The organism is Cryptosporangium minutisporangium, from assembly GCF_039536245.1.
Classification (GTDB): domain Bacteria; phylum Actinomycetota; class Actinomycetes; order Mycobacteriales; family Cryptosporangiaceae; genus Cryptosporangium; species Cryptosporangium minutisporangium.
In genome coordinates this window covers 136,654-163,221 of sequence record NZ_BAAAYN010000043.1, presented here as the reverse complement: position 1 = coordinate 163,221, position 26,568 = coordinate 136,654, and the positions used below count along the sequence as shown (strand labels likewise).

22 protein-coding genes are annotated in these 26,568 nt (G+C 70.3%); 6 read left to right on the top strand and 16 right to left on the bottom strand.

The window, feature by feature from the left end:
- The first annotated feature begins 59 nt into the window (after positions 1-59).
- Complete coding sequence (locus ABEB28_RS30100; protein ID WP_345731616.1) at positions 60-1,484, top strand: acyltransferase family protein; 1,425 nt, start codon at positions 60-62, stop codon at positions 1,482-1,484.
- An 8-nt stretch (positions 1,485-1,492) separates the two neighbouring features.
- On the opposite strand, the gene ABEB28_RS30095 is transcribed toward ABEB28_RS30100, so the two are convergent.
- From ABEB28_RS30095 to ABEB28_RS30085, 3 genes are all read right to left on the bottom strand, one after another.
- The gene (locus ABEB28_RS30095) at positions 1,493-2,824 is read right to left on the bottom strand and encodes a sensor histidine kinase (RefSeq protein WP_345731615.1); all 1,332 of its coding nucleotides are present in this window, start codon (positions 2,822-2,824) and stop codon (positions 1,493-1,495) included.
- Positions 2,825-2,856: 32 nt separating this feature from the next.
- Positions 2,857-3,555, bottom strand: a complete 699-nt coding sequence (locus ABEB28_RS30090; RefSeq protein ID WP_345731662.1) for a winged helix-turn-helix domain-containing protein — start codon at positions 3,553-3,555, stop codon at positions 2,857-2,859.
- A gap of 89 nt (positions 3,556-3,644) precedes the next feature.
- Positions 3,645-5,984: a bifunctional polysaccharide deacetylase/glycosyltransferase family 2 protein gene (locus tag ABEB28_RS30085; protein WP_345731614.1), complete on the bottom strand. Its 2,340-nt coding sequence runs from the start codon at positions 5,982-5,984 to the stop codon at positions 3,645-3,647.
- Positions 5,985-5,999: 15 nt separating this feature from the next.
- Here ABEB28_RS30085 and ABEB28_RS30080 point away from each other — a divergent pair, with 15 nt between their 5' ends.
- The gene (locus ABEB28_RS30080) at positions 6,000-6,704 is read left to right on the top strand and encodes a hypothetical protein (protein ID WP_345731613.1); all 705 of its coding nucleotides are present in this window, start codon (positions 6,000-6,002) and stop codon (positions 6,702-6,704) included.
- A 676-nt stretch (positions 6,705-7,380) separates the two neighbouring features.
- On the opposite strand, the gene ABEB28_RS30075 is transcribed toward ABEB28_RS30080, so the two are convergent.
- From ABEB28_RS30075 to ABEB28_RS30065, 3 genes are all read right to left on the bottom strand, one after another.
- Positions 7,381-7,800: a DUF4233 domain-containing protein gene (locus ABEB28_RS30075; protein ID WP_345731612.1), complete on the bottom strand. Its 420-nt coding sequence runs from the start codon at positions 7,798-7,800 to the stop codon at positions 7,381-7,383.
- A gap of 47 nt (positions 7,801-7,847) precedes the next feature.
- Positions 7,848-9,137, bottom strand: coding sequence for a bifunctional folylpolyglutamate synthase/dihydrofolate synthase (locus tag ABEB28_RS30070; protein ID WP_345731661.1), 1,290 nt, complete (start codon positions 9,135-9,137; stop codon positions 7,848-7,850).
- A gap of 207 nt (positions 9,138-9,344) precedes the next feature.
- The gene (locus ABEB28_RS30065) at positions 9,345-12,008 is read right to left on the bottom strand and encodes a valine--tRNA ligase (protein WP_345731611.1); all 2,664 of its coding nucleotides are present in this window, start codon (positions 12,006-12,008) and stop codon (positions 9,345-9,347) included.
- Positions 12,009-12,173: 165 nt separating this feature from the next.
- On the opposite strand from ABEB28_RS30065, the gene ABEB28_RS30060 reads away from it, so the two are divergent.
- Both ABEB28_RS30060 and ABEB28_RS30055 read left to right on the top strand, forming a co-directional pair.
- Entirely contained in the window at positions 12,174-12,380 is a 207-nt protein-coding gene (locus tag ABEB28_RS30060; protein WP_345731610.1) for a hypothetical protein, read from the top strand.
- 83 nt (positions 12,381-12,463) lie between these two features.
- Complete coding sequence (locus ABEB28_RS30055) at positions 12,464-13,348, top strand: GNAT family N-acetyltransferase (RefSeq protein WP_345731609.1); 885 nt, start codon at positions 12,464-12,466, stop codon at positions 13,346-13,348.
- On the opposite strand, the gene ABEB28_RS30050 is transcribed toward ABEB28_RS30055, so the two are convergent.
- The gene (locus ABEB28_RS30050) at positions 13,288-14,145 is read right to left on the bottom strand and encodes a carbon-nitrogen hydrolase family protein (RefSeq protein ID WP_345731608.1); all 858 of its coding nucleotides are present in this window, start codon (positions 14,143-14,145) and stop codon (positions 13,288-13,290) included. The two genes, ABEB28_RS30055 and ABEB28_RS30050, sit on opposite strands and share 61 nt — an antisense overlap.
- Before the next feature lie 181 nt (positions 14,146-14,326).
- Positions 14,327-15,166: an EamA family transporter gene (locus ABEB28_RS30045; RefSeq protein ID WP_345731607.1), complete on the bottom strand. Its 840-nt coding sequence runs from the start codon at positions 15,164-15,166 to the stop codon at positions 14,327-14,329.
- 58 nt (positions 15,167-15,224) lie between these two features.
- Here ABEB28_RS30045 and ABEB28_RS30040 point away from each other — a divergent pair, with 58 nt between their 5' ends.
- Positions 15,225-15,857 (top strand): helix-turn-helix domain-containing protein, encoded by a 633-nt coding sequence (locus tag ABEB28_RS30040; RefSeq protein ID WP_345731606.1) that lies wholly within the window; start codon positions 15,225-15,227, stop codon positions 15,855-15,857.
- Here the strand turns inward: ABEB28_RS30040 and ABEB28_RS30035 are convergent.
- From ABEB28_RS30035 to ABEB28_RS30000, 8 genes are all read right to left on the bottom strand, one after another.
- Complete coding sequence (locus ABEB28_RS30035) at positions 15,811-16,746, bottom strand: YndJ family protein (RefSeq protein ID WP_345731605.1); 936 nt, start codon at positions 16,744-16,746, stop codon at positions 15,811-15,813. The two genes, ABEB28_RS30040 and ABEB28_RS30035, sit on opposite strands and share 47 nt — an antisense overlap.
- Before the next feature lie 71 nt (positions 16,747-16,817).
- Positions 16,818-17,630, bottom strand: a complete 813-nt coding sequence (locus ABEB28_RS30030) for a hypothetical protein (RefSeq protein ID WP_345731604.1) — start codon at positions 17,628-17,630, stop codon at positions 16,818-16,820.
- On the bottom strand, positions 17,617-18,141 hold the full coding sequence (locus ABEB28_RS30025) for a SigE family RNA polymerase sigma factor (RefSeq protein WP_345731603.1): 525 nt from the start codon (positions 18,139-18,141) through the stop codon (positions 17,617-17,619). Before ABEB28_RS30025 ends, ABEB28_RS30030 begins: the two co-directional genes overlap by 14 nt.
- A gap of 117 nt (positions 18,142-18,258) precedes the next feature.
- Positions 18,259-19,542 carry an ATP-dependent Clp protease ATP-binding subunit ClpX gene (gene clpX, locus ABEB28_RS30020; protein WP_345731602.1) on the bottom strand — a complete coding sequence of 428 codons (1,284 nt, stop codon included), beginning with the start codon at positions 19,540-19,542 and terminating at the stop codon, positions 18,259-18,261.
- A 185-nt stretch (positions 19,543-19,727) separates the two neighbouring features.
- Positions 19,728-20,393 (bottom strand): ATP-dependent Clp protease proteolytic subunit, encoded by a 666-nt coding sequence (locus tag ABEB28_RS30015; protein WP_345731601.1) that lies wholly within the window; start codon positions 20,391-20,393, stop codon positions 19,728-19,730.
- A gap of 58 nt (positions 20,394-20,451) precedes the next feature.
- The gene (locus ABEB28_RS30010) at positions 20,452-21,081 is read right to left on the bottom strand and encodes an ATP-dependent Clp protease proteolytic subunit (RefSeq protein WP_376980963.1); all 630 of its coding nucleotides are present in this window, start codon (positions 21,079-21,081) and stop codon (positions 20,452-20,454) included.
- A gap of 197 nt (positions 21,082-21,278) precedes the next feature.
- On the bottom strand, positions 21,279-22,667 hold the full coding sequence (tig, locus tag ABEB28_RS30005) for a trigger factor (protein WP_345731599.1): 1,389 nt from the start codon (positions 22,665-22,667) through the stop codon (positions 21,279-21,281).
- A gap of 270 nt (positions 22,668-22,937) precedes the next feature.
- On the bottom strand, positions 22,938-24,413 hold the full coding sequence (locus tag ABEB28_RS30000; RefSeq protein ID WP_345731598.1) for an MFS transporter: 1,476 nt from the start codon (positions 24,411-24,413) through the stop codon (positions 22,938-22,940).
- A gap of 90 nt (positions 24,414-24,503) precedes the next feature.
- On the opposite strand from ABEB28_RS30000, the gene ABEB28_RS29995 reads away from it, so the two are divergent.
- Positions 24,504-26,552 (top strand): M12 family metallopeptidase, encoded by a 2,049-nt coding sequence (locus tag ABEB28_RS29995; protein WP_345731597.1) that lies wholly within the window; start codon positions 24,504-24,506, stop codon positions 26,550-26,552.
- Positions 26,553-26,568 lie beyond the last annotated feature (16 nt).

Sequence of the window (26,568 nt, the reverse complement as noted above, 5' to 3'; positions counted from 1 at the left end):
GCGGGACTTATGTTGTCCAACTAACCATGCGCGCTCGATGAGAAGGCGATCATGGGCCGGTGACCACACGAACCACATCCGCACGCGCCGCCACTGGTGGCCGGGACCGGTACTTCGACGTTCTCCGATTCCTCTGCATCGTGTGGGTGGTCGTCTACCACATCTTCTCGACGCAGGCGTGGCTCGGTTTCTGGCCCGCCATGGGGTTACTCTTCGCGATCTCCGGCTCCCTGATGGTCCGCTCGCTCGACCGCGGAGCGCTGCAGACCCTCAAGAACCGCCTCCAGCGTCTCCTGCCGGTGCTGTGGCTGGCGGGGCTCATCGGCGTCCCGCTCATGTTCTGGCACGGCTGGCCGTCCGACGAGCGTCCGGCGTTGTGGCGCCTGGTCTTCTGGATCTTCCCGCTCAGTGACCCGCCCGGGTCCGAGTGGGCCCAGTCGCTGACCGAGCCGCTCTGGTACCTGCGGAGCATCGTCTGGTTCATCCTGCTCTCGCCGCTGCTGCTGATCCTGTTCCGGTGGTACCCGAAGACGATGATCGCGCTCCCGCTCGCGGTGATGGTCGGCGTCGGCCTCGGCAGCGTCACGTTCGGCTGGGGTGGCGAGATCGCCGAGGGCGGCCTGATGGACGGCTTCACATTCCTCTCGCTGTGGCTGCTCGGTTTCGCGCATCGCGAGGGCATGGTCAAGAAGATCCCGGTCTGGGCGGTGGTCACGTTCGGCTTGGTTCTCGCTGGAGGCGCGACCTTCTGGGCTCTGACGCACCAGGTGGAGAACAGCTACGACTTCAACCTGATCCCGGAGGGTCAGGCGTTCTACTCGTTCGGCATCGTGCTGATCCTGCTGCGCTTCGCACCGACGTTCAGCTGGGTTGGCGACCACAGGGTCCTCGACCGGTTGATCACGATCGTCAACGGCCGCGCGATGGTGATCTACCTCTGGCACAACGTCGCGATCGAGCTGAGCTACCCGGTCGGCGAGAAGATCGACGTCTGGAGGTGGGGCGGGACGGTCGGCACCGGCCTGTGCGCGGTGATCGCGGTCCTGCTGACCATCCTGGGCATGTTCGCGTTCGGCTGGATCGAGGACGTCGCCGCGCAGCGTCGTCCGCAGTTGCTCCCGAAGGACCTGGGGAAGAAGGGCGGCTCGCCGGCCCCTGCGCCGGAGCCCGTTCCCGCCGCACAGCCCGAGCCGGTGGCCGCGAACGTGAACGACCACACGGTGGCACTCACCCCGGTGGCCGGTCCGGAGTCGTCCGGCAGCCGGATGGATCATCGGTCCGACTGGCCGGACGTGCGGTACCAGCCCACCGCGTCCGGATCCCCTGGCGTCTACCGCAGCAGTGCGTACGACGGCGGGGCGCGGGTTCCCGATCCGCAGCGTCCGGACGACGAGAGCGGCGCCGACCCGGCCGGCTCAGCTCGCGGCGAAGGACAGTCCTTCGACGATGCGGGGTGGCCTCCGCGTCACGGCTCCGACCGGTAACGGGACGATCAGGCCGGTAGCGAGAAGTCGAAGACCGCGCCGCCGCCCGGCCGCGGCGCCGCGGTCAACGTCCCACCGTGCAGGTCGGCGGCCCAGAGCGTGATCGAGAGTCCGAGGCCGATCGACCCGCCGTTGCTCTGGAACCGGCCGAACAGCGCGGACGCGACCGCGGGGTCCACGCCGGGGCCACGGTCGCTGACCGTCACCCGTCCGGGCCGCCGCACGACCACGTCCACCTCGGCCGGGACGCCGGGCTCGTGCCCGTGCCGCAGCGCGTTCTCGATCAGGTTGGCGACCGCCCGGGTCACCAGGTGCGCGTCGGCGCGGACCGTGCACTCCTCGGCGGTGAACGTGATCCGGTCGCGGGCGCCGGGCCCACCCACCGGGTCGGCCAGCTGGTCGACGACGCTCTCGACCAGCTGGTCGAGGCGGAGCAGCTCCTTGTTCAGGTGCTGGACGCCCGCGTTGAGCCGCGCCCGGGTCAGCAGGTCGTCGATGATGTCCCCCATCCGGGCGGAGAGCACGACCGCGCGAGGAAGCAGGTCGGAGCGCTGTCCCGGGTCGGCGAGAGCAGCCTCCGCCAACGTCCGGAGCGTCGCCACCGGTGTCCGCAGATCGTGGGCGGCGTCGGCGAGGAACGCCTCCTGCCGCTCCAGTGCGTCGACCGCGGGCCGCATGCTGCGTCCGGAGAGGGCGTGACCGGCCAGCGCCGCCAGCGTCACGAGCGTCACGCAGCCGAGGATCAACGCGGCCACGAGCTTCTCGTGCTCGTCGCGCCCCTCGGTCGGGTCACCGACGACGACCACCGCGCCCGCGGCGTCGCCCTCGTTGTCGTAGAGGGGTGCAGCGAGCAGACGGGTCGGGTCGCCGTGGTCGTCGCGGCCCTCGGCCCGGACGATCGTGCCCGCGTCCACCGCCTCCGCCGCCACACCGTGCAGGTGGGAAGCCCGCACCGGCAGCGCCGGGGCGCTGCTGGCGAACACCGACCGCACCGGTGGCGTGCCGAGGAGCACGGCCAGTTGCGGGGAGCCGGTCCCCACCTCGTCCTGCGCGATGTCCTGGAGTTGGATGCCGGAGTCGGTGAAGTAGAGGAGAGCCACCGCGGTCCGCGCTCGGGTCTCCATCGCGTTGTCTAGCCGGGTCTCCCGCAGATGGGTGTCGGTGTTCACCGCGAGCGTGGCCAGCGCGACCAGCCCGCACGCCGCCACGACCGTGTAGAGGACGGTCAGGCGCCAGCGCAGGAGCCGCAGCGACCGGCGGACTCCCACCGGCCCCTGCTGCGGCGGCCGGCGACGTCGAAGCCACCGGCCCAGGCGTCGTCCCGGCGGCCGTGCGGGCACCGGGGACTCCACCGGCGGCATCGCGACCACGGTCAGCCGACGATCCGGTCGTCTGCGCCCTCGGCCGGGTCGTCCCCGAGCAGGTAGCCGGCGCCGCGCACGGTGTGGATCAGCTGCGGCCCGCCGAGTTTCCGCCGGAGCTGCCGCACCAGCACGTCGACGACGTTCGACATCGGTTCGGCCATCGCGTCCCAGCAGTGCTCGATGAGCGTGCTACGGCTGATCACCTCCCCGGCGTGGTTCGCGAACAGCTCGAGCACCGCGAACTCCTTCGCGGTGAGCGTCAGCAGCACACCGCTGCGCCGCACCTGCCGTCGCGGGACGTCGATCTCCAGGTCGGCGACCCGCAGCACCGGCGCGGCCGGTGGACCGCTGGCCAGCGACCGACGGCCCAGGCTCAGGACCCGGGCGACGAGCTCGGCTACCGCGAACGGCTTGACCAGGTAATCGTCCCCACCGTGTTCGAAGCCGGCGACCCGGTCGGCCACGCTGTCCCGCGCGGTCAGGAACAGCACCGGTGTGGTCCAACCCTGCCGACGACGCTCGGCCACGTACTCGACGCTGTCGCCGGCCGGGAGCATCCGGTCGAACACCACACAGGCGTATGCGTTGATCAGAACCGCCTCGTCCGCCGCCGGGATGTCCCCCACCAGGTCGACGGCGAGCCCGGCGCCCCGGAGCGCCGCCGCGACCGCGTATCCCAGGTCGGCGTCGTCCTCGACCACGAGCACCTTCACGCCGACACTCTGCCACGCAGAGTCGGTGCACTACACGACGAAGGGCTCCCCGGCGCGCGTCCGGGGAGCCCTTCGTCGTTCGATCAGCTTTGGCCGGGCGCGGTGAGGCCCGTGCGGTGCAGCTTGTGCCACCGCAGCCGGGCACCGGTCAGGGCCGTGACCACCGACTGAATCATGACCGCGTACATCAGCTGCCGGTACACGAACTGCTGCGCCGGTAGCGACCAGAGCGGACCGAGCTTCTCCTTGTCCAGCTTGAAGGCGAAGACCGCCAGGAAGAACTGGAGCGCCAGCATTCCGACCCACGCGAGGATCGACAGCGTGGCGTCGTAGGCGACCAGACCGTAGAGCGCGAAGACGTCGATCAGCGGCGCGAACAGCGGCAGGCCGACCTGGAAGATGCCGAGGAAGATCAGCCCGAACCGGCCGAACCGGCCCGACGGACCCTTCTCCACCACCGCATGGCGGTGCTTCCACATCGCCTGCATGGTGCCGTAGCTCCAGCGGTAGCGCTGTCGCCACAGCTGCTGGATCGTCGACGGCGCCTCGGTCCAAGCGCGCGCCTTCTCCTCGTAGACGACCTTCCAGCCGGCGCGGCCCATCGCGATCGTCAGGTCGGTGTCCTCGGCGAGCGTCTCGTGCGACACCCCGCCGACGTCGTTGAGCGCCTCTCGGCGGAACGCGCCGATCGCGCCGGGGATAGTCGGCATGCACTGGAGGATGTCGTACATCCTCCGGTCGAGGTTGAAGCCGATGACGTACTCGATGTGCTGCCACCGGGCGACGATGCTCTGCCGGTTACCGACCTTCACGTTGCCGGCCACGCCGCCGACGCGCGGGTCGGCGAACGGCTGCACGAGCTCGTAGACCGAGTCCGGCTCGAAGATCGTGTCGCCGTCGACCATGACGATGATGTCGGCGCGCGCCCACGCGGTGCCGATGTTCAGCGCCGCGGGTTTACCGCCGTTCGGCACCCGGACGACCCGGACGTTGGCGAAGCCGAGGCTCTCGGCGATCTCCGCGGTGTTGTCGCTCGACCCGTCGTCGACCACGATGACTTCGACCATCGGGTAGTTGCTGGTCGCGAGCGATCTGACCGCCGCAGCGATGCCTTCCTTCTCGTTGTAGGCCGGCACCACGACCGAGACCGGCTCGAGGAACTCCGGTCCCCACCGGAAGCTCTTCGCCCTTCGCTTGCGGGCGTGGACCGTGGCCAGCACGAGCATCAGCACCAGGCGGGCGAGCGTCAGCACACCGACGATCGTCAGCATCGCCACCAGGCCCTTGACGAACCAGCCGGACGCCTGGACGACCCAGATCATGGCCTTGCCGCGCCAGATCTCACCCGACGTCGCCGGCTGCATCGCGTTGAACGTGCTGCCGTCGCCCGCGTCCCAATCCGGAGAGAGCTTGAGGCCCTCACCGACGGTGACGAACTTGTACCCCTCCTCCGTGAACTTGGGCAGCATGATCTTCATCGCGTCGATCGTCTGCTCACGATCGCCACCGGCGTCGTGGAACAGCGAGACGGCGCCCTGCCCCTTCTTGGGGTAGGCGTTCTCGACGATCTTCTCCGGACCCGGCTTCGCCCAGTCCCTGCTGTCGGTGTCGTTGACGACGTTGAGGTAGCCGAGCTTTCCGGCCTCCACCACGATCGGCCAGTACACGTTGTCGATCGCGTCGGGCTGCGAGGAGTACGGGAAGCGCAGCAACGACGTGGTGACGCCGGCCGCGCCGACGATCGCCATCTGCGTCTGGGAGTACTGGAGCTTGCGCTCCCAGGCGCTCATCTCGGACATCTCGGGGTGGGTGAAGCTGTGGATGCCGACCTCGTGGCCCTCGTCGACCATCCGCTCGACGAGGTCCGGGTGTTCGGTGACCGCGGAACCGACGACGAAGAACGTGGCCCGCACTTTGTACTGCTTGAGCAGGTCGAGGATCTTCGGCGTCCACTCCGGATCGGGCCCGTCGTCGAACGTCAGCGCGATGTGCTTTGCGGGTAACGAGTACTCGTACGGCTTGTCGTGCGTGGTGTCGATGATCGGTCCGCCGTTGAGGATCTCCTTCGGAACCTCGTCGGAGGCGCCCGCGTTGTGGACGTTCTTCGGCGTGGCTACCTGGGCCTGCACGTACGCCTGCACCATCAGGACGGCGACCAGCACCAGCAGGAGGAACGCGACGAACAGGAACCGCGGGCGAGGCGGGACGTTGCGCGCCTCGCCGCCGTCACCGCCACCCGGGCCTGCGGGGCCACCGCCGTCACCGAACGTCGGCGGGTTCGCGGGCATACCCGACTGCGGGAACTGCGGCACCCCCGGACCGGCGGGACCGCCCGGCTGCGGGTAGCGCTGCTGCGGCGGGTACTGCGCCGGCTGGGGGTACTGGGTGGGCTGCGGGACGCGGCCGTATTGCCCAGGCTGCATCTCGGTCAGCTCTCCGTGGAGGACTCTGGGGTCGCGGTTTTGATGGGTGCCGAGGTCGTCGCCGGCGGGTCGGCCGGCGCGCTCGTCTGGGATCCGCCGCCTCCGCCCGCGGGCGGGTCAGCCGGCGGCGGGTTCGCGGGCGGCGGGTTCGACGGCGGGGGGTTCGACGGCGGCGGGTCGGCCGGCGGCGGGTTCGACGGCGGGGGGTTCGACGGCGGGGGGTTCGACGGCGGCGGGTTCGACGGCGGCGGGTTCACCGGCGGCTTGGTCGTCGGGGTCGCCGCCGGAGGCTTCGTGGTGGGCTTGACCGCCGGAGGCTTCGTCGTCGGCTTGGTGGCGCTCGGCTTGGGCGTCGGCTGGCCCGGCTTGGGAGTCACCGTGGCGCCCGGTCGGGGCGTGGAGGTGCTGGCGATGCGATCCTCGCCGTCGCCACCGTCACCGCCGTCCTCGCGGGCGATCTCCTCGTCGCTGACCGCGGACATCGAGCTCTCGGGCTCGGTGTTGGCCAGCGGTGCGGCGGTCGGCATGCCGGGAACCGGGAGCAGCGAGTTGGGGGCGATCGGCCCGCCCGCGAAGCTCAGTCCGAGCATGGCCGCGTACGCGACCCCGACACCGCCCGCGACGAAGCCGAGGGTCCGGAACCGTCGCTTGCGCTTACCGGTCGAGTCGACGAAGACCGGTACGGCGACGATCTCCTCAGGTAAGACCTCGACCTGCTGAGTATCGGAATTCAGCCCTGATTCCACGTGTGCACCTTAAGCGATATCTCAAAGACGTCAACGAAACCGACAAGCACGACTTCCGCCCCACTTAGCTCATCTTTCGGACGGTCAGGAAGGGGTCAAACGGTCATCACGGACAGCGCGGTTAATGTGAAGTCACCTATCTGACATACAACCTCAACTGTTCGACGGAACTGGGCTCGCCGGTACAGATCCGATACGGGTCGTGCGTCTTAATCCACAGACGTCAACTCGCACGGTTCGGTTCGTACAGACGATGACAAGAATTACCGGGCGTAGCGGCTCAGATTCGGAAGGTAGGCTCGTCCATTCCCTCGCCGATCCCGGTTCGCAGCACATTCTGCCAGGTCACGCGGCATCGAGGAGTCAGAGAGCGGACACCACGAACGCCTCCCCACGTCCACTCGACGTGGACTTAAGGAGGCGATCAGGCATCGCGGTCACCGATTACGGAAAGCCACTCGAACGCTACGGATTCGACATGGCGGCCCGGATGCGGGCGAGTTTCCTAGCACACCTATTAGACGCCGAGAGCCGACCGGACGTTGCGTCTGAACGGTGAGTATTTCCGTTACTCGGCGAGATATCCGATTAACGGATGGTGATGGCGCCTACGCGCGAGTCACTCCATTTCACTCAGCGAGAACGAGCGACTACTTACCGCTACCAAGCACGGTTTTCCGGACGTTGAGGACATAGATCCACACCAGCAGGAAAATGAGGCCAACTGCCCCGAGCATCCAATGCACGATGCCGGTCAGCACGACCACGACCTGCAGGACCGTCGTCGCCTGCCAGGCCCAGCGGTACCGGAGCAGGCCGGCGGCGAGGAGGCAGAGCAGGGCGAGCCCGGCCGCCAGGCCGGACGCGGCGGCCGAGGCATCCGGAAGCAGCAGCCGGAGCGGCTGGATCGCGAGCAGGAGGACGAGGAACTCCAGGCCGAGCGTGGCCGCACCGACGCCGCGCACCGCCGCGTCGGGGTTCTTCAACCCCGACGGTGGCGCCGCTTCCTCCGGAGCCTGCGTGGACGGCGGGGGGCCGTCGGACGTCGGGTTCTCGGGCTCGTCGGACACCGGTACCTCCGTTCGCCGGGCACCCTCGCTCGTCGGGTGCACAGCGCTCATCGGGCCAACAGCTTCCGTGCATCTGCGGCGGTGACGACCGAGCCGGTGACCAGCACGCCGGCCCCGGCCAGCGGGGCGTCGCCGGCGTCGTCCTCCTCGGCGATCGTCACCGCCGACTCGATCGCGTCGTCGAGCCGGGTCGCGACGTCGACCCGATCGGCGCCGAACACGTCGACCGCCTCCGCGGCCAGCGCGTCGACCGACAGCCGGCGCGGGGACGAGTTCTCGGTCACCACGATCGCGTCCGCGACCGGCTCGAGCAGTTCCAGCATCCCCCGGTAGTCCTTGTCGTCGAGGACCGCGACCACCGCGACGAGCTTCCGGAACGCGAACGCCTCCGCCATCGCCTGCACGGTCGCCGTCATGCCCGCCGGGTTGTGGGCGGCGTCCACCAACACGGTCGGCGACGTACGCAGGCGCTCCAGACGGCCGGGCGACCGCACCGCCGCGAAACCTTCGCGGACGGCGTCGGCGGCGAGCATCCGTCCGGGAGCGGCGCCGAGGAACGCCTCCACCGCCGCCAGCGCCACCACCGCGTTCTGTGCCTGGTGGGCTCCGTGCAGCGGTAGGAAAATGTCCTCGTACTCGCTGGCCAGGCCCTTCAGCCGGAGTTGCTGGCCCCCCACCGCGATGGCCCGGTCCAGCACGCCGAACTCCACGCCCTCGCGGGCGACCGACGCCCCGACCGACGCCGCGCGGGAGATCAGCGGCTCGATCGCCTCGGCCGGCTGCACCGCGGTGATCACGCTGGCGCCCTCGTGGATGATGCCGGCCTTCTCGGTCGCGATGCTCGCGATGGTTCCGCCGAGCAGCGCGGCGTGGTCCAGGCTGATCGGGGTGACGACCGCGACGCCCGCGTCCAGGACGTTCGTCGCGTCCCACTCGCCGCCCAGCCCGACCTCCACCACCGCGATGTCCACCGGTGCGTCCGCGAACGCGGCGAACGCCATCGCGGTGGTGAACTCGAAGTAGGTGACCGGGTCTCCGCCGCCCTGCAGGTTCTTGGCGTCCAGCAGGTCGGCCATCGGCGCGACCTCGTCGTAGGCCGCCGCGAACTTCCCGGCGGGGATCGGCTCGCCGTCCAGCGAGATCCGCTCGGTGACCGACTCCAGGTGCGGGCTGGTGTACCGCCCGACGCGCAGACCGAACGCCTTGAGCAAGCTGTCGACCATCCGGGCCGTCGAGGTCTTGCCGTTGGTGCCGGTGAGATGGATAGCCGGGTAGGCACGCTGCGGGTTACCGAGCAGGTCGAGCAGCGCGACGATGCGGTCGCGATCGGGCACCATCCGGCCCGGGCCGCGGGCGTTGAGCCCCGCCTCGGCCCGGGCCAGTTCCGCGGCTTCCTCCGCGGCGCGCTCGTCGACGCCGCTCTTGCCCGTCGGACGGCCCTTGCTCACCACGATGCGCTCCCGTTCTCGTGCCGCGTTCCGCTCCGGCTGTAGCGGAGCGGAACCACGACGTTCTGGCCGCCCGGTGGCGCGCGGCCGCGGTGCTCACGCCGAAGGCAGCGCGCCGAGCTGAGCCTCGAGCCGAACCAGATCGGCCTCGGCGGCGGCCAGCCGCTCCCGCACCTTCGCCACCACGGCGTCCGGCGCCTTGGCGAGGAACGCCTCGTTGCCGAGCTTCCCGCTGTTCTGCGCCCGCTCCTTCTCCGCCGCCGCCAGATCCTTCTCCAGACGACGACGCTCGGCCGCGACGTCGATCGTCCCGGAGGTGTCGACGGCCACGTCGACCTGCGCGGAGCCCGGGAACCCACCGATCGACACCGACGCCGACGGCGCGAAGCCTTCGGTCGGGGCGTCGAGCCGGGAGAGCGACCGGATCAGGTTCTCGTGCGCGGTGAGTCCGACGACGTCCAGGCCGTCGAGCCGGGCAGGCACCCGCTGCGTCGGCTTCAGGCCCTGGTCCGAGCGGAAGCGGCGGATCTCGGTCACCACCCGCTGGAACGCCTCGATCTCCGCCTCGGCGGCCGGGTCGTGCCGGGTCGGGTCGGCCGTCGGCCACTCGGCGATGACCACCGACTCCCGCCCGGTCAGCGCCGTCCAGAGCGCCTCGGTGACGAACGGCGTCACCGGGTGCAGCACCCGGAGCAGCCGATCGAGCACGTGGCCGAGCACCGCGCGGGTGGTCTCCGCCTGGGTGCCTCCGGCCGCCAGCTCCGGCTTCGCCAGCTCCACGTACCAGTCACAGACCTCGTCCCACGCGAAGTGGTACAGCAGGTCGGTGAGCTTCGCGAACTCGTACCGCTCGTACAGGTCGTCGACCTCCGCGAGCACGGTGTGCAGGCGGGAGAGGATCCATCGATCGGGGATGGACAAGGCCGACGAATCGCTCGGCAGCTCCTTGGCCTGCGCGCCGTTGAGCAGCGCGAACCGGGTGGCGTTCCAGAGTTTGTTGCAGAAGTTCCGGGCGCCGGCCACCCACTCTTCGCTGGACGCCTGGTCCGACCCGGGGTTCGCGCCGCGGGCCAGCATGAAGCGCAGGGCGTCCGAGCCGTAGGCGTCCATCCACTCGATCGGGTCGACCGTGTTGCCGCGCGACTTCGACATCTTCTTGCCGTACTTGTCGCGGACGAGACCGTGCAGCGCCACGACATCGAAAGGTTGGGACGGCTGTCCGGTGTCCTTCATCGCGTAGAGGCCGAACAGCATCATCCGGGCGACCCAGAAGAAGATGATGTCGTAGCCGGTCACCAGCACGCTGGTCGGATAGAACTTCTTCAGGTCGGCGGTGTCGTCCGGCCAGCCGAGCGTGGAGAACGGCCACAGCCCGGACGAGAACCAGGTGTCGAGCACGTCCGGGTCCTGCGTCCATTCCGGACCCGGAGGCTCCTCGTCCGGACCGACGCAGCGCACCTCACCGTCGGGCGAGTACCACACCGGGATGCGGTGACCCCACCAGAGCTGGCGAGAGATGCACCAGTCGTGCATGTTGTCGACCCAGTCGAAGTACCGCTTCGCCAGCTCCGGCGGGTGGATCGCCACCCGGCCGTCGCGCACGGCGTCACCGGCCTCCTTGGCCAGGGTCTCCACCTTCACGAACCACTGGAGCGACAGGCGCGGCTCCACCACCGTGTCGCAGCGCGAGCAGTGCCCGACCGCGTGCACGTAGGGGCGCTTCTCGGCGACGATCCGCTCGTCTTCGCGCAACGCGGCGACCACGGCCGGGCGGGCCTCGAACCGGTCCAGGCCGAAGAACGGGCCGGGCGCGGTGATGACCGCCTTCTCGTCCAGCACCGTGATGTTCGGCAGGCCGTGCCGCTGGCCGATCTCGAAGTCGTTCGGGTCGTGCGCCGGGGTCACCTTCACCGCGCCGGTTCCGAAGCTCGGATCGACGTGCTCGTCCGCGATGATCGGGATGCGCCGGTTGGTGAGCGGCAGCTCGACCTCCGTGCCGATGAGGTGCGCGTACCGCTCGTCGTCGGGGTGCACGGCCACGGCGGTGTCGCCGAGCATGGTCTCGGCCCGGGTCGTCGCGACGACGATCGAGTTCTCGCCCTCGCCGTACCGGATGCTGACGAGCTCACCCTCGTCGTCGGCGTGCTCCACCTCGATGTCCGACAGCGCGGTCTGGCACCGCGGGCACCAGTTGATGATGCGCTCGGCGCGGTAGATCAGGTCGTCGTCGTAGAGCCGCTTGAAGATCGTCTGGACCGCGCGGGACAGACCCTCGTCCATCGTGAACCGCGACCGGGTCCAGTCGACGCCGTCACCGAGCCGGCGCATCTGGCCGGTGATTTTGCCGCCGGACTCTTCCTTCCACCTCCACACGCGCTCGACGAACGCTTCGCGACCGAGGTCGTGACGCGACTTGCCCTCGTGTTTCGCCAGTTCCCGCTCGACCACGTTCTGGGTGGCGATGCCGGCGTGGTCCATGCCCGGCAGCCAGAGCACCTCGTACCCCTGCATCCGGCGGCGCCGGGTCAGCGCGTCCATCAGCGTGTGGTCGAGAGCGTGACCCAGGTGCAGGGTGCCGGTCACGTTCGGCGGCGGGATCACGATCGAGTACGGCGGCCGGTCGCTGGACGAGTCCGGAGTGAAGTAGCCGGCCTCGACCCACCGCTCGTAGAGCGGCCCCTCTACCTCCGCCGGCGTGTACTTGGTCGACAGCTCGGTCGACGGCCTCAGCGGTGCCTGGGTATCGGGCTCTGTGGTCACGGTGTGAATCCTAGTTCGGAGGGCGATCGGGTTTGCGCCCGCTCCGGGCGGCGCGGCGTTCGCTTCGGGGCGCCGGACGTGGCAGGCTGGGTCAGGCCATTGGCCGGACTCCGCTCGCGGGCGGACGGGTTGGGAGGTGCAGGGCTTACGGACCTCGTCGACCCGATGTGGGGACCGCTGCTCGGCCTCCTGGTACTGGTTGCGGTCGTCGCGGCAGCGGTGCGCGTCCGCGGCCCGGGTTCGCTGCCCATGCGCCGGGCGATGATGACGGTCGGCGGCGGCATCGTCGCGGTGTTCCTGCTCGGGGTGGCTGCCGAGGGTTGCGCAGGCCCGGCCGACCACTCCGCGGGCAACCCGGTCGTCCAGCCTTAGCCACTGCCGCTCTCCCCGCCATTGAGCGGGGGCACGATCGCTAATTGCGTGCACAAGGGCGCGCGGCGCACCAGGATCGCAGGGTGCGTTGTGAACTGCTCCGCGGTCCGATCGGCCTGTCCGCTTTCGCCCCTGCCGCTGCTGGGTGGCTGACCCGCGATCCGGTACGCCACAACCACCTCGCGACGGTCGTCAGCCAGAGAGCCGACGGCATCCTGCCCACCGAACCGGACGCGGTGTGGGCGCTGCTCCGCGATCGCGCCGGTGCGCCACCGCAGTGGGTCGCGACCTGGACGCCCCCGCACCTCCTGCTCGTGCCGGAACTCGACGAGGAGGCCGCCACCGCACTGGTGGACGCCCTGATCGAGGCCGGCGACACGCTGCCGGGCGTCACCGGGATGGCCCCGGGTCCGACAGCGGTGGCGCGGGCCTGGGTCGCCCGCACCGGTGATACGACCCGGCCCGGCATGGCCACCCGGCTGCTCGTCCTCGACACGCTCCGGCCACCGACCGACGTCCCGGGGCGGTTGATCAAAGCGGACTGGACCTACCGGACCTGGCTGATCCGAGCCGTCCTCGGGTTCGAGCGGGACACGCCCAGCGACGAACCGGCAGAGGTCACCGAGGAGGCCGCCGCCCGTAGCGTCGACCAGTTACTCAGCGCACGACTGGCCTGGCTCTGGGAGGTGCGCGGCGAGCCGGTCGCGCTCGTCGTCAACCGGCCCCCGGCGAGCGGCGTCTACCGGATCAGCATGGTCTACACCCCGCCGGAGCTGCGTCGGCGCGGCTACGCGGCAGCCGCCACCGCCGAACTGAGCCAGCACCTACTGGACATCGGCGCCCGGGCCGTCCTGCTGTTCACCGACGCGGCGAACCCGACCAGCAACGGCGTCTACGAACGGATCGGCTACCGCGCGCTGGCCACCGGAGAGACCTGGGTATTCACGCGCACCCGCACGCCCTCCTGATCGGGGAGGCGCCGGTTGGCCAGGCTGGGCAGCTCGGCGCGCACCGACTCGACACGGTCGAGGTCGAGGTCCGCGAGCACGATGCCGGGGACGTCAGGCGCCTGAGCGATCACGGTCCCCCACGGGTCGATCACCATGCTGCGCCCGTAGCACGTGCGGTCCGGCTCGTGGTCGCCGATCTGGCCGGCGGCCACGACGTAACACTGGTTCTCGATCGCCCGCGCCCGCAGCAGTACCTCCCAGTGGTCGCGGCCGGTGTGGGCCATGAACGCCGCCGGAACCACGAGCACCCGCGCACCGGCGATCGCCAGCGCCCGGTACAACTCGGGGAACCGCAGGTCGTAACAGATGGAGAGCCCGACAGGCACGCCCTCGACGTCAGCGACGACCAGCTCGCCGCCGGGCGCGATCGTCTTCGACTCGTGGTAGGAGACCCGGCCGGGGATCTCGACGTCGTAGAGGTGGATCTTGCGGTAGGCGGCCACCCGCTCTCCGGCGCGGTCGAACACCAGGCTGGTGTTGTAGGCGCGCTCGCCGTCTTCGGCACGCTCACGGAAGGAGCCGGCGAGCACCCAGAGGTTCAGGTCGCGGGCGGCGGCGGAGAAGAACGCGCCGAACTCCCCGTCGACGGGCTCCGGCGCCGGTTCGCCGCGACGCCGGCCGAGGTAGTCGACGAACTCGGGGAGCACCGCGAAGTCGGCGCCCGCCGCTGCGGCCTGTTCCAGCAGACGCCGTGCTTCGGCGAGGTTCGCCGCCCGGTCGTCCCGTGTATTGAGCTGACACACCGCGACTCGCATGGCTCCAGTCTTCCACCGGCGCGAGCCGACCCCAGCGCCGCTGGGCCAATTCCCGCGGCGGCTCCGCTCGGGGCGCCCTCCGCGGGGGTGCCTTTCGGGAAAAGCACCCCCGAGCCGCCGGCCCCGGAGCCGCCGCGCGGCGAACCGGGGCCCTGCGGCGGGTGCGGGTACGGCTGGGCTACTACGCCGTCGCAGCTAGGAGGGCGAGGGCGGTTCCGGCCAGGCCCAGCCCGAGCACCTGCCAGCCGCGGATCCGCTCGTGGTCGAGGACGAGCGCCAACACGACCGTGCTCGCCGGGTAGAGCGACGCCAGCGGAGCGACCACCGCGAGCTGTCCGCCACTGCTCGCGACCACGTAGAGGACGTTCGCGACCGTGTCGAAGGCTCCCGCCGCCACGGCGAAGGGCACGGCACCGCGCGACATCGTCAGGGAGCCGCGCCGCGCCACCCCGACGACCACCAGCGCGGTCACCCCCGCGAGCTGGGCCACGACCAGCGGCCAGTGGCCGACGGTCGACGGGATTCGGTCGAGCAGGACGAAGAACAGCCCGAACCCGGCCCCGGCCACCAGCGCCAGCCCGATCAGGTACGGGGTGAGCACCAGGCGCCCACCCCCGGCGCTGACCAGGCTGATCGCGGCGATCGCCGCCGCGATGCCGAGCAGCGGCAACAGCCCGGGCGACCCGTCCACCGCGATGCCGACGATCACCGGCAGCACCGCGGCCGCCGCGGCCGCGACCGGAGCGACCACCGCCATCGCGCCGGCCGCCATCGCCTTGTAGAACAGCACGACGCCGCCGACGCCGGCCAGGCCGGCGAGCGCGGCCCACCCGATGTCCACCGCATCGGGCGCGCGCTCCGCGCCCAACAGCAACGTGAGGACGAGGAGCAGCGGCAGCGCGGTGAGCTTGCCGAGCAGCGTCACGGCGACCACCGGCGCACGCTTGCCTGCGGTGCCGCCGCAGTAGTCGCCGAGGCCGTAGACCAGCGCCGAGCCGGCGGCGAGCAGGGCCGGGATCACCGCGAAGTCCGACCGGTAGCGTTCAGCACGACGTCCATGCCATGGTTGTATCACTGTATTGACCGAAGGGGCCAATATATTGACCGGCGCTGGCGATAACGCACGTCCCGCGATTGCGGCGCTGGTCGGCGAGCGGGTACGCAATCTACGCACGGCCCGACGCTGGTCCCTGGACGAGCTGGCCGGTCGCTCCGGCGTCAGCAAGGGCATGGTCGTGCAGATCGAGGCCGGGCGGACCAACCCCAGCATCGGCACGCTGGTTCGGATCGCGGACGCATTCGGGGTCACGGTCGCGCGCCTGGTCGAGGAGCAGCGACCGCCGGAGGTGCGGGTCAACGGCCCGGCGGACTACAGCGTGCTGTGGGAGGGACCGTCCGGGGGCCGGGCCACGCTGTTCGGCGGCATCGACGAGCCGGAGTTCGTCGAGCTCTGGGAGTGGGTGCTGGAACCCGGAGAGGAGCAGGTCTCCGAGGACCACGCGGTCGGCACCCGCGAGATGGCCCACGTGCTGACCGGCAGCCTCACGCTGCGGGTCGGTGCGGTGGAGGTGCGGGTCGGAACCGGTCAGACCGCGCTGTACCCGGGCGATGTGCCGCACACGTACCGGAACGACGGCGGCGAGCAGACCCGCGTCCACATGGTCGTCACGATGCCACCGGGTGAGTTCGACCGGCGGGCGCAGCGGCGCTGACGTCGTCCGCCGCGCGCAGGCCGTTCCAGGCCAGCACCCCGCAGAGGCCGAACCCGACCGCGTTGAGGACGCCGTGCGTCGCGGCCATCCAGGTCAAGCTCAGCTTCGGGACGCCGAACGCCTCGCCGAGCGCCCAGTCCAGCGCGAGCGCCATGGTGACCACGAGAACGGCGGCGGAGACCGCGAACAGAACGCGATTGGCCCGGTCGGGCGCCAGCGAGCGCGCCCGCCAGGTCAACGCCCCCACCACCCACATCCCGGCGGTCAGCACGACCGCGCCCGCGAGTTCGACCAGCTCACCGGCGAAGAACCCGATCAGCACCAGCAGGGTGCCGGTCGGCACGGTCAGCGCACCGAACACGGACGCCCGGCCCGCGTCCGGTAGCCGGGTCACCAGGCTGGCCACGAGAGCCGCCGCGAAGCCCGCGTAGTGGAAGTGCGCGACGGTGAGCAGGAGGATCTTCGGCCCGAAGGCCAGCAGCGTCCAGCCGCCTCGCTCGGCGATCAGCGAGAGGCCGGCGATCGACGGCGTGACCAGCGCGGTGAGCACCGCGATCTCACCCGCGACGGCGGGCAGCCCCCGCGCTGCGCCCGCGCCGGCCCTCACCGACGCGCGGGACAGGACACCGAGCCTCCCGGCGCCGAGGGTCCGCGCGAAGCGAACCGCCGCTACACCCACGAGCGCGAGCGTCACCGCCGCGTAGGGAACGGCCACCGCCGCTGCTCCCACCCCCGTGGGGAGCAGCAGCGAGCCGACTCCGGCGACCCCGGCCCACGGCCACACCCTACGTAGGACGCCGACCCCGGGCGCGGCGAGCAGTCGCAGTCCGAGCGGCACGACCAGCAACATGCCCAGCGCGATCGCCGGCACCACGACCCACCGCAACATCGTCGACCTCCGTCTTGAGCGATCGCTTAAAACATAGAACGAGTTAAGCGATTGCTCAAGACGTAGGGCGATCAGGCTTTCTGGAATCCGTTTCCGGTCCAGCGATATCGCTCGCTGACCGAACCGTCGTTGACCAGGTTGGGCTCGACCACGACGACGCCGTCCACGAGGCGGTACGACGGACCGGAGGTGGTCGGCAGGACGACCCGCACGGTGCCCAGCACCCTCGGGCCGCCCTTCTCGTTCTCGGTGTAGGCGACCACCGCGTACATCCACTCGATCGGGGCTCCCGGCCGCGACTCGGTGGCGATGCACCCCACCGAGACGACCGCTTCGTCGCGTCCATCGCCGTCCAGATCCCCGTAGACCGGTTGCCGGCCGGGCGCCGGCAACACGTAGCGCAACCGGCCGTACCGGGGATGCTCCACGCTGGCCTGACCTCCGGAGAACTGGAGACGACCGGCGTCGCAGCCGGTGCTGATCGCGGGGACGTTCAGGATCGCGTTCCCCCAGTCGGTCGCGCGCAGCGTGGTCACCCTCGACGCCGACGGCGAGCCGCTGGAGGTCGGGTCTCCGCTCGGATCCGCCGACGGGGACGACGGCGAGCCACTGGGAATCGGGGACGTCGTCGACGGGGACAGAGACGGGGGCGGCGGTTGGATCGGACGGAGCGTCTCGGGCTGCTCGAGCGCCCTGACCCCTACCCCGCCGGCGACCCCTAGCACCAGCGCGACGACCGCCACGGTCAGCCGCCGGACACGTCGGCGCCGGCGCCCGATGGTCGCCACGGCGTCCGGGCCGGGGCCGGTGAACGACGGTGCCGGATCATCCCGGAGACCCGCGAAGAGCGCCGCCATCCGGTGATCGGCATCAGGCTCGGCCATCGTCGTACCTCCCATCGGGAACGCCCAGTTCGCTCGATCGGTCGTCGAGTTGGTCGGCCAGCGCCGCCCGAGCCCGGTGCAGCCAGGACTTGACGGTCCCGACTGCCACTCCCTCCTGCTCGGCGATATCGGCGACGGAGAGGTCGGCCAGGTGGTGCAGGACCACCGCGCGGCGCTGCTTTTCGGGGAGCGTGGCCAGCGCCCGCACCAGGACGACGTGCTCCGGGCCGGGCGGAGGCGCGTGTAACTCCCGTTGTCGTCGGACGAACGAGAGGGCCGTGCGGGCCCGTCGCCAGCGGCTGATCGCCAGCCGCCACGCCACCTGCCGGACCCACGCGGCCGGATCGTCGTAGCGGGATATCGCTGCCCAGCGCAGCCAGGCCCTGGTGAAGGCCTCCTGCGCCAGGTCTTGGGCTTCTGCGTAGTCGCCGTGGTAGGCGTAGAGCTGCTTGCAGAGGCCGGCGAAGTGGTCGGCGTAGAACCGCCCGAAGTCACGCCCGTTCGCGCCCACGTGGCTCCTCCCCGTCGGTCGCCGGATACACGCGCGGCCCACCCGCCCGGTTGCAGCGGCACACACGAAGCGGCCCCGCCCGGAGAACCGGGCGGGGCCGCTCGACGAGCGTTTGTGTTACGCCGACTTCTCGCGGCGCTCCCGCTTCGGGACGTCCCGGGGGACGATCGTCGGCAGGACCTTCTCCAGCACGACCTCGCGGCTGATCACCACGCGGGCGACGTCGGGCCGGGACGGGATCTCGTACATCACCGACATCAGCACCTCCTCCATGATCGCGCGGAGGCCGCGGGCGCCGGTGCCCCGCAGGATCGCCTGATCGGCGATCGCCTCCAGCGCGTCATGGGTGAAGTCCAGCTCCACGCCGTCCAGCTCGAACAGCCGCTGGTACTGCTTCACCAGGGCGTTCCGCGGCTCGGTGAGGATCTGCATGAGCGCGCGCCGGTCGAGGTTGCGCACCGTGGTGATGACCGGGAGCCGACCGACGAACTCCGGGATCATCCCGAACTTCAGCAGGTCTTCCGGCATGACGTCGGCGAACGTGTCGTCGGTCGTCCGCTCGGACGCGGAGATGATGTTGGCGGCGAACCCGAGCCCGTTCTTGCCGACCCGGTTCTCGATGATCTTCTCCAGGCCGGCGAACGCCCCACCCACGATGAACAGCACGTTCGTGGTGTCGATCTGGATGAACTCCTGGTGCGGGTGCTTGCGGCCGCCCTGCGGCGGCACGCTCGCGGTGGTGCCCTCCAGGATCTTCAGCAGAGCCTGCTGGACACCCTCACCGGAGACGTCTCGGGTGATCGACGGGTTCTCGCTCTTGCGGGCGATCTTGTCGACCTCGTCGATGTAGATGATGCCGGTCTCGGCGCGCTTGACGTCGTAGTCGGCAGCCTGGATCAGCTTCAGCAGGATGTTCTCGACGTCCTCGCCGACATAACCGGCCTCGGTCAGCGCCGTGGCGTCCGCGATCGCGAACGGGACGTTGAGCAGCTTCGCCAGCGTCTGGGCGAGGTGCGTCTTGCCGCAGCCGGTGGGGCCGATCAGCAGGATGTTCGACTTCGCCAGCTCGACCGGCTCCGGCCCGGAGTTCCGGTGTCCGGTGTTGTCGGCCTGGATGCGCTTGTAGTGGTTGTAGACCGCTACGGCGAGCGCCTTCTTGGCGGAGTCCTGGCCGACCACGTACTGGTCGAGGAACTCGCAGATCTCGATCGGCTTGGGGAGCTCGTCCCACTTCAGCTCGGAGGACTCGGAGAGCTCCTCCTCGATGATCTCGTTGCACAGGTCGATGCACTCATCACAGATGTACACACCTGGGCCCGCGATGAGCTTCTTTACCTGCTTCTGCGACTTTCCACAGAAAGAGCACTTCAGCAGGTCTCCGCCGTCACCGATCCGTGCCACGAACGACCATCTCCCTGTCCTCGCCGGACCGCCGGCCGACTGACTCCTCGACGGTACATGCTCCGCGCCCTCGCTGACCCCTGGTCGCGAGGGCGCGTCGCCCTACTGATCTCTTTTCGACCCCCGGCCTTCTCACGGCTGGAGCGACCTCGGTAGGAACCGGTCGAAAGAGTTCACTTCGTCGCTCAACCCGCCGCGACCGGAACCTTCTTGCGGCTCTCGAGCACCTGGTCGATGAGGCCGTACTCCTTGGCCTCGGCCGCAGTCAGGATCTTGTCCCGCTCGATGTCCTTGCGGACCTTCTCGATCGGCTGGCCCGAGTGCGAGGAAAGCATTTCTTCCAGCTGCGTGCGCATGCGCAAGATCTCACGCGCCTGGATCTCGATGTCCGAGCCCTGACCGCCGCCCTCGCTGTAGGGCTGGTGGATCAGCACCCGGGCGTTCGGCAGCGCGAGGCGCTTGCCCGGCGTCCCGGCGGCGAGCAGGACGGCCGCGGCAGAGGCGGCCTGACCCATGCACACCGTCTGGATGTCGCAGCGCACGAAGCGCATCGTGTCGTAGATCGCGGTCAGCGCGGTGAACGAGCCGCCCGGCGAGTTGATGTAGATCCAGATGTCCCGGTCGGGGTCCATCGACTCGAGGCAGAGCAGCTGCGCCATCACGTCGTTCGCGCTGGCGTCGTCGATCTGCACGCCGAGGAAGATGATGCGCTCCTCGAAGAGCTTGTTGTACGGGTTCATCTCCTTGATCCCGTACGACGTGCGCTCGACGAACGACGGCAGGACGTACCGGGACTGCGGGGCGGTGGTGCGGTCGTACAGGCCCGACCCCGGGAAGTTCAAACTACTCATCGTCAGATTCCTCCGGACGTGAAAGGCGCGTGGAACAGGCGAGTCGGACGTCGCACGCTCAGCGCGCTTCGGAGGTCGTCGCCACGTCGGCGGTGGTCGGCAGCACGGCGTCGATCAGGCCGTACTCCTTGGCTTCGTCGGCGGTGAACCACCGGTCGCGGTCGGAGTCGCGCTCGATCTGGTCGACGGTCTGCCCGGTGTGGAAGGCGATCCGCTCCTGCATCAGCTTCTTCGTGTACAGCATCTGCTCGGCCTGGATCGCGATGTCGCTCGCCGAACCGCCGATGCCGCCGGAGGGCTGGTGCATCATCACCCGGGTGTGCGGGAGCGCGAACCGCTTGCCACGCGTACCGGCGCACAGGATGAACTGGCCCATCGACGCGGCCAGACCCAGCCCGTAGGTGGCCACGTCGTTCGGGATGAACTGCATGGTGTCGTAGATCGCCATGCCGGACGAGACGCTTCCGCCCGGCGAGTTGACGTAGAGCGCGATGTCGCGCGTGGGGTCTTCCGCCGAGAGCAGCAGCAGCTGGGCGCAGATGCGGTTGGCCATCTCGTCGTCGAACTGCTGGCCGAGGAAGATGATGCGCTCCTTGAGGAGCCGGTTGAACACCGAGTCATCGAAGCCCATCCCGCTACCGCTCGGCGCGCGGCCGACGGGTCCTGCCGGTGTGTGCAACTGGGTCACGATGCCTGCCTTCGGGTTTTCCGTGTTGCGGGGCCGACTGGGGCTACTACCGAAACGTTCGTCTCCTCTTGCGCCGGGGCGTCAGGAGGAATTGCGCGTCGTCCGAAGCCGTATGCCCGACACTAACGCGGCCCCGGGGCCCCTGACGGGGCTCCGGGTGCCTGTTCGCTGTGAGCGCACGACCGCCGACCGGTAGGTCAGGCCTGCGCCGGCTCGGCGTCCGCCGGAACGACGTCGCTAGCGGTGGCATCCGCCTGCGGCGGGTTGATCTCCGCCTGCAGCGCCTTCAGGTCGACCGGGTTGCCGGCCGAGTCGACGATCTTCGCCTGCTCGGTGATCAGGCCCAGGGCCTTGCCGCGGCGGAGGTCGGCGACGACGATCGGCAGCTCGCCGTTCTGCACGAGCTGGTCGGCGAACTGCTGCGGGGGGACGCCGGACTGCTGCGCCCGGCGAACCACCTCGCTGGTCAGCTCACCGTCGTCGATGCCGACCTCTTCGGTGTCGGCGACCGCGTCCAGGACGAGCTGGGAGCGGACGGCCTGCGCGCAGTCCTTCTCCAGCTGCTCGTCGAACTCTTCCTGGGTCTGGCCCTCGTTCTCCAGGTACTGCTCCAGCGTCACGCCGGCGTTCTCCAGCGCGTGGCTGAGCTGGTGCTTGCGGTACTCGATCTCGTCGGCGAGCACCTTCTCCGGCATCGGAACCTCGACGGCGGCGAGCAGCACCTCGAGCGTCTTGTCCCGGGCCGCGACGGCCTGCTCCAGCTTCTTCACCCGGCCGAGGCGGGTGCGGACGTCGTTCCGCAGCTCCTCGAGCGTGTCGAACTCCGACGCGGTCTGGGCGAACTCGTCGTCCAGCTCGGGGAGTTCCTTCTCCTTGACCGTGCGGATCATGACCTTGACGTCCGCGTCCTTGCCCGCGTGCTCACCACCGGCGAGCGTGGTGGTGAACGTGACCTCTTCGCCGGCCGAGTGCCCCTCGATCGCGGCGTCGGTGCCCTCGAGCAGCTGGCCGCTGCCGACCTCGTACGAGACGTTCTCGGCGCTGCCGCCCTCGATGTCCTCGCCGTCGATCGTCGCGTGCAGGTCGAGCTGGACGAAGTCGCCGGTACGCACCTCGCGCTCGACACCCTTGAGGGTGGAGAACCGCTGGCGCAGGCTGTCTACCTGGTCGTCGATGTCGGAGTCGGCGACCTCGGCCTCGTCGACGGTGACCTCGAGCGTCGCGAAGTCGGGCAGCGTGAGCTCCGGCCGGACGTCGACCTCGGCGGTGAACGCGACCTTCTCGCCGTCCTGCAGCTCGGTGACCTCGACCTCGGGGCGGCCGATCACCTTGACGTCGTGCTCACGCACCGCAGTGGAGTAGTGCGTCGGGATCGCGTTGTTGAGCGTCTCCTCGAGCACCGCAGCCCGGCCGATCCGCTGGTCGATCAAGCGCGGCGGAACCTTGCCCTTCCGGAAGCCCGGGATCGAGATCTGGTTCGCGATCGAGCGGTAAGCCTGATCGAGGTTGGGCTGCAGTTCCTCGAAGGGCACCTCGACGGCGAGCCGCACCCTCGTCGGGCTCAGGGTCTCGACGGTGCTCTTCACGTGTGTGCTCCTCAACGCTGCAGGTGTAGTTGGGTGTTCAATCTCAGTGGGTTCGCCGAGGCGGGACCGCCCGGGATCGCGGCAGCAGAAGGTCGCCGACGATCGACACGGGGCACCACCAGAAGACGCGCACGCGGGCATACCGCAGGATTGACTCTACGCAGTCTATGCGACCCGGGTTTGGCAGCCGCACCCCAGACCTCATACCCGGCTCCGCACGGATCGACGCCCTCCGGGTGGCGCCCGCGGCGGGACCGCCGCCGAGAAGAGTCAGGATGCCAGGCGGAGGGCGTGGCGGTCTGGACGGATGACGGTCGCGGCCACTACCGCGCCGCCGAGCAGCAGGACGCCGGCCAGATCGAGTGCGGCGGTGAAGCCGACGCTCTCGTTGCGCGCGAGGTCGACGACGAGGCCGGTGACGAACGGCGACGCCACGCTGCCGGTCGTCACGAACGCATGTGCGGTGGCGAGTACGCCGGAGCGCTGGGCGGGCGGGGAGATGTCGGCGATCGCCGCGTTCGCCAGCGGGGTGAGCGCGGGCCCGGTGGAGAACGCCACCGCCATCGCGGCGAGCAGGGGCCAGCCGGCGCCCAGCCGACTCATCGCGAACAGCGCGATCCCACCGGCCACCATCGCCACCGCCGGCACCAACCCGTACGCGATACGACGGCTCACACCACGGCGCAGCAGGCGGTCGGCGATCAGGCCGGCGGTCAGGATCGAGACGATCGAGCCGATGCTCGGCAGCCCGACCAGCAGGCTGACGGTCGACGGCGAGTAGCCGGCCTGCTCCTCCAGGTACGTCGGCAGCCAGGTGAGCGCCAGCCCGAGCGTCCAGGAGACGGTGAAGCCGGCCAGGACGGCACCCCACCAGGTACCGACGCGGAACACCCGCCGGTACGGGAGCCGCTCGGGCAGCACCGCCGCCGCCGTTCCGCCGGACGGAGGCACGGCGGGTGCGGGTGACACCGGGGCGGGCGGAGTCGCTGCGGAGGCCACCCCGACGGGAGCGCCACCAGCGGGCGGCTCGGCCGGGGACGGACCGGAGACGGACGCGCTGCCCGCGCTCCGGCTGCCGTGTGGGCGTCGGAGGGCGTTTCCGGCGGTGGTGCCCGGAGCGGCGTAGTGATGAGGACCGGCACCACCGACGGCGAGCCAGGCGACCGCCCAGACCAGCCCCAGCGCGCCGAGGATCCCGAAGGGAGCCCGCCACCCCCAGGCCTGGATCGCGAGCATGAGCAGCGGGGCGCCGATCACGATGCCGGCCCCGCCTCCGACCGCCAGCAGGGCCGAGGCGAGCGCTCGGCTCCGAACCGGAACCCAGGTGAACGCGGTGTGCGAGGCGAGCGGGAGCGCGGGTCCCTCGCCGCCGCCGAGCAAGATCCGGGTGCCGACCAGCCCGGCGAACCCGACCACCGGTAGCAGCACCGGGAGCTGGGCGATCGACCAGACCAGCGCGAGCCCGGCCAGCAACCAGCGCGGCGAGATCCGGTTGCCGAGCAGCCCGATGATGATCGCGGTGAAGCAGAACAGGAGCGAGAAGCTACTGCCGATCAGCCCGAACTGGGCGTTCGTGAGCCCGAGGTCTTCCATCATCGGCGGGCCGACCAGGCCGAGGATCGCCTTGTCGCCGAATGCCAGCAGGATGAACAGGGCGAGCATGAAGACGATCAGCCGGGACCGCGGTGGCCAGGGCTCCTGCCCGACCGGAAGGGAGGTCTCGCCGGTTCGAGCGGAGGTCACCATGCGGGAGATCTCCCTTCCGTGGGCGCCCGGTCTCGCCACCTTACGGTGGTAGGGATCCACATATCGGCGTTTTTCTACTGTGGAGGTCCGATGTCGGAGACGACCGGCGCGGAGCAGAGCACCGGAACCGGCTATGTGTTCGGCGAGACGTTCGACGTGCGTCCGGTGGTCTACGGCGTGCGCGACGGGCTGGCCGTCTTCGAGGGCGACATCGTCCTCGGCACGGTCGAGGAGATGGCGGCGCGGACCGCGTTCGTGGAGGGTCCGATCGCGGACCGGCTCGCCGTGGCGGGTCCAGGTGTTCTGCCCGCGGTGGCCCTGCCTGCCGGACGGTCGCGCTGGCCGGACGGTGTGGTGCCGTACGAGGTCGACCCGGCGTTACCGGAGGCGCAGCGCGTCGCCGCGGAGGACGCGGTCGTGCACTGGAACACGCAGACGCGACTGACCCTGGTGCCGCGGAGCTCCGAGACCGATTACCTCCGGTTCGTGCCCGGTGGCGGGTGTTCGTCGCCGGTCGGGCGGCAAGGCGGGCCGCAGCACATCAGCCTCGGCTCCGGGTGCTTCTTCGGTCAGGCGACCCACGAGATCGGGCACGCGGTCGGGCTCTGGCACGAGCAGAGCCGAGAGGACCGGGACAGCTTCGTCCGGATCGTCTGGGAGAACATCGACGCCGCTCTGCGGCACAACTTCGACCAGCACATCACCGACGGCGACGACGTGGGGCCGTACGACTACGGCTCGATCATGCATTACCCCGCGGCCGCGTTCTCGGTGAACGGCGAGCCGACGATCGCGCCGGTCCAGCCGGAGGTGTCGATCGGCCAGCGGTCGGCGCTGTCCCCCGGCGACCGGGCCGGGATCAGGGCGATCTACCCCGACCTCGAACCGTCGGCGTCGAACACCTGGGTAGGGGCCTTCTCCGGCAACCGGAGCGAGGTGCTGTATTACCTGCGCAGCCGTCGCACGTGGCAGCTGGGCTCGGCGGTGAGCGGCTCGCTGGTCTGGACGGTGGTCGGTGGCTCCGACGATTTCGGGCCGCCGGGCGGAGGGTGGCCGATCTGGGTGGTGCGCTCCGGAGATCGGGACCGGCTGCTGTGCCACTCACCGGCGGACGGGAACTGGTGGCTCGGGAGTATCGACGGGACCTTGACCTGGTCGCTGGTCGGGAACCGGCAGTACTCCGGCCTGTCCTGGACCGGCCGGTTCAGCGCGGACTCCGCCCAGGTGCTGATGCACTCCCCCGCCGACGGCAACTGGTGGCTGGGCTCGGTCGACTCCGGTGCGCTGGAGTGGTCCTTCGCCGGGAACACGGCTGGCTTCACCGCCGACGTCTCGACGCTGCACGTCGGCGACTTCGACGGCGACGGCCGGGACAACCTCCTGGTCGAGGACGCCGGCGAGTGGTGGCTGGCGACGCTGCGGGACGACAGGTTCGAGTGGCGGGTGGTCGGGAACACGGTCGGCGCGGAGCGGGCGGCTCCGGTCGTGCCGGTGGTGGACACCGCACTCCGCGCACAGGTCACGTCGTTGCAGGGCGCGCTGCGGGCGGCGGACGTGGCGGACCGCGGGCCGGTGGTCCGGGAACTGTTGACGCTGCGCGCGTCGCTCGCCAGGGCGGAGCGCGGACCGACGCCGGTCGCCCCGGCCCAGCCGGCACCGTGGCCGAACTTCGGCGCGCTCGACGACGGGCGCCCGTTCTGGGTGGGGCGCTACTCCGCGGACCGCGACCAGCTCCTGTTCTACTCACCCGCGGACGCGAACTGGTGGCTCGGATCGATGGTGTCCGGCTCGCTGCAGTGGGAGTTCGCCGGCAACACGCTGGTGTTCGGCGCGCTGGACGACGGGCGCCCGTTCTGGGTGGGGCGCTTCGCCGGGGGCCGCGACCAGGTGCTGTTCTACTCGCCGGCGGACGGCAACTGGTGGGCGGGCACGTGGGGCTCCGCGGGTCTGCAGTGGGCCATCGTCGGCAACACGTTGAGCTCGGGGAGCATGGCCGACGGGCGATCGATCTGGGCGGGTCGGTTCACCGGCGCCACCGACCAGTTGCTGACTTACCGCAGCGAGGACGGGGCGTGCCGGCTCGGAACGTACGACGGATCCACGCTGTCCTGGACGTCCGCGGGAACGTTCGAGGCGTGAAGGCGCCGCACGGGCC

Bases quoted from the DNA above. Each gene is read 5' to 3' on its own strand.
- ABEB28_RS30050 (WP_345731608.1), bottom strand. From the start codon at position 14,145: ATGCGAGTCGCGGTGTGTCAGCTCAATACACGGGACGACCGGGCGGCG.
- ABEB28_RS30085 (WP_345731614.1), bottom strand. From the start codon at position 5,984: ATGCAGCCTGGGCAATACGGCCGCGTCCCGCAGCCCACCCAGTACCCC.
- ABEB28_RS30060 (WP_345731610.1), top strand. From the start codon at position 12,174: ATGTGGGGACCGCTGCTCGGCCTCCTGGTACTGGTTGCGGTCGTCGCG.
- ABEB28_RS30035 (WP_345731605.1), bottom strand. From the start codon at position 16,746: ATGTTGCGGTGGGTCGTGGTGCCGGCGATCGCGCTGGGCATGTTGCTG.
- ABEB28_RS30000 (WP_345731598.1), bottom strand. From the start codon at position 24,413: ATGGTGACCTCCGCTCGAACCGGCGAGACCTCCCTTCCGGTCGGGCAG.
- ABEB28_RS30030 (WP_345731604.1), bottom strand. From the start codon at position 17,630: ATGGCCGAGCCTGATGCCGATCACCGGATGGCGGCGCTCTTCGCGGGT.
- ABEB28_RS30070 (WP_345731661.1), bottom strand. From the start codon at position 9,137: ATGGTGCCCGATCGCGACCGCATCGTCGCGCTGCTCGACCTGCTCGGT.
- ABEB28_RS29995 (WP_345731597.1), top strand. From the start codon at position 24,504: ATGTCGGAGACGACCGGCGCGGAGCAGAGCACCGGAACCGGCTATGTG.
- ABEB28_RS30015 (WP_345731601.1), bottom strand. From the start codon at position 20,393: ATGAGTAGTTTGAACTTCCCGGGGTCGGGCCTGTACGACCGCACCACC.